The sequence below is a fragment of the Lentimicrobium saccharophilum genome (assembly GCF_001192835.1).
GTDB classification, from domain to species: domain Bacteria; phylum Bacteroidota; class Bacteroidia; order Bacteroidales; family Lentimicrobiaceae; genus Lentimicrobium; species Lentimicrobium saccharophilum.
In genome coordinates this window covers 3,101,584-3,108,725 of record NZ_DF968182.1, presented here as the reverse complement: position 1 = coordinate 3,108,725, position 7,142 = coordinate 3,101,584, and the positions used below count along the sequence as shown (strand labels likewise).

The 7,142-nt window shown below is 56.9% G+C and carries 1 protein-coding gene; it reads right to left on the bottom strand.

All coding sequences use genetic code 11. The features are described from left to right. Positions 1-7,142: beta strand repeat-containing protein (locus tag TBC1_RS18010; RefSeq protein WP_201781664.1), on the bottom strand; the 7,142-nt coding region annotated here is incomplete at both ends.

Here is a 7,142-nt window from a genome sequence, read left to right as displayed (position 1 = left end):
GCGTCAACTCCGGCATCGGCCGTGGCCTGCAGACTGATCGTCAGTACCATATCATCGCTTGCCTCAACACATGGAGCAGCAGACTGGGCGGTCAGCGTCAGGGTGACGCTTCCGGCGGCAATGTCTGCAGCACTCGGGGTGTAAGTGGCAGCAAGGAGGGTGGCATCGTCGAAGGTGCCGGTGCCATTGCTGGTCCAGAGTAAGCTGGTGTAATCGGTAGCGGTGGCTGTGGTCAGGGTGTAGGTTGAACTTTCACAGATCGTGGCATCATCGCCGGCACTCACTATGGCCTGCGGGTTGATCGTCAGGGTCATCTGATCGATGTCTCCGGCACATGGGGCAGCGGAAGTGACCGTCATGGTCAGGATGACTGAACCATTGATGATATCGGCGGCACTCGGTGTGTACGTAGCATTCACCAGGTTCACATTGTCGAACGAGCCGGTGCCATTGCTGCTCCAGGTAACCAGGGTAGCATTGGTGGCTGAAGCTGTTGATAATGTATAGGCTGAACCTTCGCAGATCGTGGCGTCAACTCCGGCATCGGCCGTGGCCTGCAGGCTGATCGTCAATACCATATCATCGCTGGCCTCAACACACGGGGCAGCAGACTGGGCGGTCAGCGTCAGGGTAACGCTTCCGGCAGCTATGTCCGCAGCACTCGGGGTGTAGGTCGCAGCAAGGATGGTGGCATCGTCGAACGTGCCTGTGCCGCTTGATGTCCAGAGCAGGCTGGTGTAATCGGTAGCGGTAGCGGTGATCAGGGTGTAGGTCGAGCTTTCACAGATCGTGGCATCATCGCCGGCACTCACTATGGCCTGCGGGTTGATCGTCAGGGTCATCTGATCAACATCGCCCACGCAAGGTGAAGCTGATGTGACTGTCATGGTCAGGATCACTGAACCATTAAGGATATCGGCGGCACTCGGCGTGTACGTAGCATTCACCAGGTTCACATTGTCGAACGAACCCGTACCGTTGCTGCTCCAGGTGACCAGGGTAGCATTGGTGGCTGAGGCGGTTGATAATGTGTATGAAGAGCCTTCACAGATGGTAGCATCGGTTCCTGCATCGGCCGTAGCCTGCAGGCTGATCGTCAGTACCATATCATCGCTTGCCTCAACACACGGGGCAGCTGACTGGGCAGTAAGCGTCAGGGTAACGCTTCCGGCAGCTATGTCCGCAGCACTCGGGGTGTAGGTCGCTGCAAGGATGGTCGCATCATCGAACGTACCTGTTCCGCTTGATGTCCAGAGCAGGCTGGTGTAATCGGTAGCCGTGGCTGTGGTCAGGGTGTAGGTCGAGCTTTCGCAGATCGTGGCATCATCGCCGGCACTCACTATGGCCTGCGGGTTGATCGTCAGGGTCATCTGGTCGATGTCTCCTGCACATGGAGCGGCTGATGTGACTGTCATGGTCAGGATTACCGAACCATTTAGTACATCGGCGACACTCGGTGTATAAGTAGCGTTGACAAGGTTTACATCATCGAATGAGCCTGTACCATTGCTGCTCCAGGTAACTGATGCGGCATTGGTAGCTGAGGCTGTTGATAATGTATAGGTTGAGCCTTCACAGATGGTTGCATCGGTTCCGGCATCGGCCGTAGCCTGCAGGCTGATCGTCAGTACCATATCATCGCTGGCCTCAACACACGGGGCAGCAGACTGGGCAGTCAGCGTCAGGGTGACGCTTCCGGCGGCAATGTCTGCAGCACTCGGGGTGTAGATCGCAGCAAGGATGGTCGCATCATCGAAGGTACCTGTTCCGCTTGATGTCCAGAGTAAGCTGGTGTAATCGGTAGCAGTCGCAGTAGTCAGGGTATAAGTCGAGCTTTCACAGATCGTGGCATCATCGCCGGCACTCACTATAGCCTGCGGGTTAATCGTCAGGGTCATCTGATCGATGTCTCCGGCACACGGGGCAGCTGAAGTGACCGTCATGGTCAGGATAACTGAACCATTAATGACATCCGCAGCACTCGGTGTGTACGTAGCATTCACAAGGTTCACATTGTCGAACGAACCCGTACCATTGCTGCTCCAGGTGACCAGGGTAGCATTGGTAGCTGAGGCTGTTGATAATGTAAAGGTTGAGCCTTCACAGATGGTTGCATCGGTTCCGGCATCAGCCGTGGCCTGCAGGCTGATCGTCAATACCATATCATCGCTTGCCTCAACACACGGGGCAGCTGACTGGGCGGTCAGCGTCAGGGTGACGCTTCCGGCAGCTATGTCCGCAGCACTCGGGGTGTAGGTGGCAGCAAGGATGGTGGCATCATCGAAAGTGCCTGTGCCGCTTGAAGTCCAGAGTAAGCTGGTGTAATCGGTAGCGGTGGCCGTGGTCAGGGTGTAGGTCGAGCTTTCACAGATCGTGGCATCGGTTCCTGCGCTGACTACGGCCTGCGGGTTGATCGTCAGGGTCATCTGATCGATGTCTCCGGCACACGGAGCGGATGAAGTAACCGTCATGGTCAGGATCACTGAACCATTCAGTACATCTGCTGCACTCGGGGTATAGGTGGCGTTAACCAGGCTTACATCATCGAACGAGCCCGTGCCGTTGCTGCTCCAGGTGACCAGGGTAGCATTGGTAGCTGAAGCTGTTGATAATGTATAGGTTGAGCCTTCACAGATGGTTGCATCGGTTCCGGCATCGGCTGTAGCCTGCAGACTGATCGTCAGTACCATATCATCGCTGGCCTCAACACACGGAGCGGCAGACTGGGCGGTCAGCGTCAGGGTGACGCTTCCGGCGGCAATATCCGCAGCACTCGGGGTGTAGGTGGCAGCAAGGATGGTGGCATCGTCAAAGGTACCTGTGCCGCTGCTGGTCCAGATCAGGCTGGTGTAATCGGTAGCGGTGGCGGTGGTCAGGGTGTAGGTTGAACCTTCACAGATGGTGGCATCATCGCCGGCACTGACAATGGCCTGCGGGTTGATCGTCAGGGTCATCTGGTCGATGTCTCCGGCACACGGGGCAGCTGAAGTGACCGTCATGGTCAGGATCACTGATCCGTTGAGAATATCGGCGGCACTTGGTGTGTACGTTGCATTCACCAGGTTCACATTGTCGAACGAACCCGTACCATTGCTGCTCCAGGTGACCAGGGTAGCATTGGTAGCTGAAGCTGTTGATAATGTGTATGCAGAGCCTTCGCAGATGGTAGCGTCAACTCCTGCATCGGCCGTAGCCTGCAGGCTGATCGTCAGTACCATGGCATCACTTGCCTCAACACACGGGGCAGCAGACTGAGCAGTCAGCGTAAGGGTGACGCTTCCGGCGGCAATGTCCGCAGCACTTGGGGTGTAGATCGCAGCAAGGATGGTAGCATCGTCAAACGTGCCTGTGCCGCTTGATGTCCAGAGCAGGCTGGTGTAATCGGTAGCGGTGGCGGTACTTAAGGTATAGGTAGAGCTTTCGCAGATGGTGGCATCATCGCCGGCACTTACTATCGCCTGCGGGTTGATCGTCAGGGTCATCTGGTCGATGTCTCCGGCACACGGGGCAGCTGAAGTGACCGTCATGGTCAGGATCACTGATCCGTTGAGAATATCGGCGGCACTTGGTGTGTACGTTGCATTCACCAGGTTCACATTGTCGAACGAACCCGTACCATTGCTGCTCCAGGTGACCAGGGTAGCATTGGTAGCTGAAGCTGTTGATAATGTGTATGCAGAGCCTTCGCAGATGGTAGCGTCAACTCCTGCATCGGCCGTAGCCTGCAGGCTGATCGTCAGTACCATGGCATCACTTGCCTCAACACACGGGGCAGCAGACTGAGCAGTCAGCGTAAGGGTGACGCTTCCGGCGGCAATGTCCGCAGCACTTGGGGTGTAGATCGCAGCAAGGATGGTAGCATCGTCAAACGTGCCTGTGCCGCTTGATGTCCAGAGCAGGCTGGTGTAATCGGTAGCGGTGGCGGTACTTAAGGTATAGGTAGAGCTTTCGCAGATGGTGGCATCATCGCCGGCACTTACTATCGCCTGCGGGTTGATCGTCAGGGTCATCTGATCGATGTCTCCGGCACACGGGGCAGCGGAAGTGACCGTCATGGTCAGGATCACTGAACCGTCGTCGATGTCATTCTGACTTGGTGTGTAAACCGGGTTCTGAACTGTGGTGCTGCTGAATGAGCCGGTCCCGCTGGTACTCCAGAGGATGGTAGCGGCATTCGTGGCAACAGCGGTACTCAGTGTATAGGTTGAACCTTCGCAGATGGTGGCATCGGGACCTGCATCGGCCGTGGCCTGCAGGCTGATCGTCAATACCATATCATCGCTGGCCTCAACACACGGGGCAGCAGACTGGGCGGTCAGTGTCAGGGTGACGTTTCCGGCGGCAATGTCCGCAGCACTCGGGGTATAGGTCGCAGCAAGGATGCTAGCATCGTCGAATGTACCTGTCCCGCTTGATGTCCAGAGTAAGCTGGTATAATCGGTAGCAGTAGCGTTACTCAGGGTGTAGGTGGAGCTTTCACAGATGGTGGCATCATCGCCGGCGCTGACAATGGCCTGCGGGTTGATGGTCAATACCATAAAGTCAGTGGCATCAACACATCCAATAGCACTGGTCACGGTGAGTGTGAGTGTTACTGTTCCGTTCAGGATATCGGCTGCACTTGGGGTATAGGTGGCGTTGACCAGGCTTACATCATCGAACGAGCCCGTACCATTGCTGCTCCAGGTAACCAGGGTAGCATTGGTGGCTGAGGCTGTTGATAATGTGTATGCAGAGCCTTCGCAGATCGTGGCGTCAACTCCGGCATCGGCCGTGGCCTGCAGGCTGATCGTCAGTACCATATCATCGCTGGCCTCAACACACGGAGCGGCAGACTGGGCGGTCAGCGTCAGGGTGACGTTACCGGCAGCTATGTCTGCACCACTCGGGGTATAGGTGGCAGCAAGGATCGTGGCATCATCGAAGGTGCCGGTGCCGCTGGTACTCCAGAGTAAGCTGGTGTAGTCGGTGGCTGTGGCGGTTGTCAGGGTGTAGGTGGAACTTTCACAGATGGTGGCATCATCGCCGGCACTCACTATGGCCTGCGGGTTGATCGTCAGGGTCATCTGATCGATGTCTCCGGCACATGGAGCGGCTGAAGTGACCGTCATCGTCAGGATCACTGAACCGTCGTCGATGTCATTCTGACTTGGTGTGTAAACCGGGTTCTCCGCCGTAGTGTTGCTGAATGTTCCAGTTCCGCTGGTACTCCAGAGGATGGTAGCGGCATTCGTGGCAACAGCGGTACTCAGAGTATAGGTTGATCCTTCGCAGATGGTGGCGTCAACGCCTGCATCGGCCGTGGCCTGCAGGCTGATTGTCAGTACCATATCATCGCTGGCCTCAACACACGGAGCGGCAGACTGGGCGGTCAGCGTCAGGGTGACGCTTCCGGCGGCAATATCCGCAGCGCTCGGGATATAGGTGGCAGCAAGGATGGTAGCATCGTCAAATGTGCCCGTGCCGCTTGAAGTCCAGAGCAGGCTGGTGTAATCGGTAGCGGTGGCCGCGGTCAGGGTGTAGGTTGAACCTTCACAGATGGTAGCATCATCGCCGGCGCTGACAATGGCCTGCGGGTTGATCGTCAGGGTCATCTGATCGATGTCTCCGGCACACGGACCGGCTGAAGTTACCGTCATGGTCAGGATCACTGAACCGTCGTCGATGTCATTCTGACTTGGTGTGTAAACCGGATTTTGTACCGAAGTCGAACTGAATGAGCCGGTCCCGCTGGTACTCCAGAGGATGGTAGCGGCATTCGTGGCAACAGCGGTACTCAGTGTATAGGTTGAACCTTCGCAGATGGTGGCATCGGGACCTGCATCGGCCGTGGCCTGCAGGCTGATCGTCAATACCATATCATCGCTGGCCTCTACGCACGGGGCGGCTGACTGGGCGGTCAGCGTCAGGGTGACGCTTCCGGCGGCAATATCCGCAGCACTCGGGGTGTAGGTGGCAGCAAGGATGGTAGCATCGTCAAAGGTACCTGTGCCGCTGCTGGTCCAGAGCAGGCTGGTGTAATCGGTAGCGGTGGCGGTGCTCAGGGTGTAGGTGGAGCTTTCACAGATGGTGGCATCATCGCCGGCACTGACAATGGCCTGCGGGTTGATCGTCAGGGTCATCTGATCGATGTCTCCGGCACATGGAGCGGCTGAAGTGACCGTCATGGTCAAGATCACTGAACCGTCGTCGATGTCATTCTGACTTGGTGTGTAAACTGGGTTCTCCGCCGTAGTGTTGCTGAATGTTCCAGTTCCGCTGGTACTCCAGAGGATGGTAGCGGCATTCGTGGCAACAGCGGTACTCAGTGTATAGGTTGATCCTTCGCAGATGGTGGCGTCAACGCCTGCATCGGCCGTGGCCTGCAGGCTGATTGTCAGTACCATATCATCGCTGGCCTCAACACACGGAGCGGCAGACTGGGCGGTCAGCGTCAGGGTGACGCTTCCGGCGGCAATGTCCGCAGCACTTGGGGTGTAAGTAGCAGCGAGGATGGTGGCATCGTCGAACGTACCTGTACCGCTTGATGTCCAGAGCAGGCTGGTGTAATCGGTAGCGGTGGCGGTGCTTAAGGTATAGGTAGAGCTTTCACAGATGGTTGCATCGGTTCCGGCACTCACTATGGCCTGCGGGTTGATCGTCAGGGTCATCTGATCAACATCGCCCACGCAAGGTGAAACTGATGTGACTGTCATGGTCAGGATAACTGAACCATTGATGATATCGGCGGCACTAGGTGTGTAAGTAGCGTTGACAAGGTTCACATTGTCGAACGAGCCTGTGCCATTGCTGCTCCAGGTAACTGATGCGGCATTCGTGGCAACGGCGGTACTCAGGGTATAGGTTGAGCCTTCGCAGATCGTGGCGTCAACTCCGGCATCGGCCGTGGCCTGCAGACTGATCGTCAGAACCATATCATCGCTGGCCTCAACACATGGGGCGGCAGACTGAGCAGTCAGCGTCAGGGTGACGCTTCCGGCGGTTATGTCAGCAGCACTCGGGGTGTAGGTGGCAGCAAGGATGGTGGCATCATCGAAAGTGCCTGTGCCGCTTGATGTCCAGAGCAGGCTGGTGTAATCGGTAGCGGTGGCGGTACTTAAGGTATAGGTAGAGCTTTCGCAGATGGTGGCATCATCGCCGGC